Origin of the sequence: Hydrogenophaga sp. (genome assembly GCF_030656115.1) — a bacterium.
Lineage (GTDB): Bacteria > Pseudomonadota > Gammaproteobacteria > Burkholderiales > Burkholderiaceae_C > Hydrogenophaga.
Genome location: NZ_JAUSOO010000112.1, coordinates 1 through 1,761, shown reverse-complemented (window position 1 = coordinate 1,761; position 1,761 = coordinate 1). Strand labels below are relative to the sequence as shown.

Sequence of the window (1,761 nt, the reverse complement as noted above, 5' to 3'; positions counted from 1 at the left end):
CCAGAAGCTGGAGTCCCATGATTGACAAGCAATTCATCGGTTACGAGGTGCCGCCCACGCTGTGGGATGTGGAGAAGGGGCGCATCCGCTTTTTCGCCGAGGTGATCGGTGCCACCGACCCGATCTACTTCGACGCGAGCGCCGCCCAGGCCGCTGGCTACCGCAACGTCGTGGCACCACCGACCTTCATCTTTGGCGCCGAGAGCGATTCGGGGGTGTTGATGACGTTGCTCGACACGCTCAAGATCGACTTGCGCAAGGTCTTGCACGGCGAGCAACGCTTTGACTACCACGCCCCGGTGTGCGCTGGCGACACGCTGCGCTTCCAGACCCGCGTCACCGACATCTACGACAAGAAGGGCGGCGCGCTCGAGTTTGTCGTCAACGACACGAAAGTCACCAATCAGCTCGGCGAGCATGTCTCTGACCTGCATTCGGTGGTCGTCGTGCGCCACGCCTGAAGGACTATTCATGAACACTCAAGTAAAAATCCTGGATGTTGGTGACGACATGCCTGTACTGGAATTGCCACCGATCAGCCGCACCACACTGGCACTGTTCGCCGGTGCGTCGGGTGACCACAACCCGATCCACATCGACATCGACTTCGCTCGCAGCGCGGGTATGAAGGATGTGTTCGCGCAGGGTATGTTGTCGATGGCCTACCTCGGGCGTGCGCTCACCGAATGGGTGCCGCAGCGCCAGCTCCTCAGCTATGGCGTTCGCTTCGCGGCCATGACCCACCTCGGCGACCGCATACGCTGCACGGGCAAGGTGCTTGAAAAGATTGAGCATGCAGGTCGGCCCTGCGTGCGCGTTCAAATCAGCGCGACGAAGGCGACAGGCGAAATCACGCTGGCCGGCGAGGCACTGGTTGCCTTGAACTGAGGCCTCCGTTTGGCGGCCCGACTTTTTATTTATTTCCTTTTAATCACAAGCAAGGACACACCATGAAAACACTTGAAGGCAAAGTTGCCATCGTCTCCGGATCGGGTCGCGGCATCGGCCGCGCCATCGCCATGAAACTCGCCAGCGAAGGCGCCAAGGTGGTCGTCAATGACCTGGACGCCGGCCCGGCCGAGCAGACCGTGGCCGACATCAAGGCCGCTGGCGGCATGGCGCTGGCTTGTGCCGGCAGCGTCACTGCCGACGGCTTCGCTGAAAAGTTCGTCAAGACCGCGATCGACGGCTTCGGCGGCCTGGACATCATCATCAACAACGCCGGCTACACCTGGGACAACGTGGTTCAGAAGATGACGGACGAGCAATGGAACGCGATCATCGACGTGCATCTGACCGCGCCGTTCAAGATTTTGCGCGCTGCTTCGGAGTTCATCCGCGTCGCCTCGCGCAAGGAAGCCGAAGCGGGGCAGGAGGTGTTTCGCAAGGTGGTCAACATTTCGTCCATCGCCGGCACCGGTGGCAACGCCGGTCAGGCCAACTACTCGGCGGGCAAGGCCGGCATCATTGGTCTGACCAAGGCGCTGTCCAAGGAGTGGGGTCGCTACAAGGTGAACGTCAACGCCGTTGCTTTTGGCATGATCAAGACGCGGCTGACCGAGGCACCAGCCAGTGGCGATGCCTCCATAGACGTCGAGGGTCGCAAGATCAAGGTCGGCGTCAACCCCGAGCTGCTGGAAATGATGGAGCTGCTCGAAACAATGGATCTGCTTATCGTGATAGAGGAAGAAAAGGGAGAATGACGATGAGACGTACAATCATCAGCGTGGTTATTGGAGGGTTGTTCCTCTTTGGGCCCTG

General features: G+C 60.1%; 3 protein-coding genes. All 3 read left to right on the top strand.

All coding sequences use genetic code 11. The annotated features are described in order from the left end of the window. The first annotated feature begins 17 nt into the window (after window positions 1-17). The 3 genes from Q7J58_RS13750 to Q7J58_RS13740 all read left to right on the top strand — a co-directional run bounded on the left by Q7J58_RS13750 (window position 18) and on the right by Q7J58_RS13740 (window position 1,703). On the top strand, window positions 18-461 hold the full coding sequence (locus Q7J58_RS13750; protein WP_177134673.1) for a MaoC family dehydratase N-terminal domain-containing protein: 444 nt from the start codon (window positions 18-20) through the stop codon (window positions 459-461). A gap of 10 nt (window positions 462-471) precedes the next feature. Next, window positions 472-888 carry a MaoC family dehydratase gene (locus Q7J58_RS13745; protein ID WP_177134676.1) on the top strand — a complete coding sequence of 139 codons (417 nt, stop codon included), beginning with the start codon at window positions 472-474 and terminating at the stop codon, window positions 886-888. 62 nt (window positions 889-950) lie between these two features. Then, on the top strand, window positions 951-1,703 hold the full coding sequence (locus Q7J58_RS13740) for an SDR family NAD(P)-dependent oxidoreductase (RefSeq protein ID WP_304829000.1): 753 nt from the start codon (window positions 951-953) through the stop codon (window positions 1,701-1,703). The last annotated feature ends 58 nt before the right edge of the window (window positions 1,704-1,761 follow it).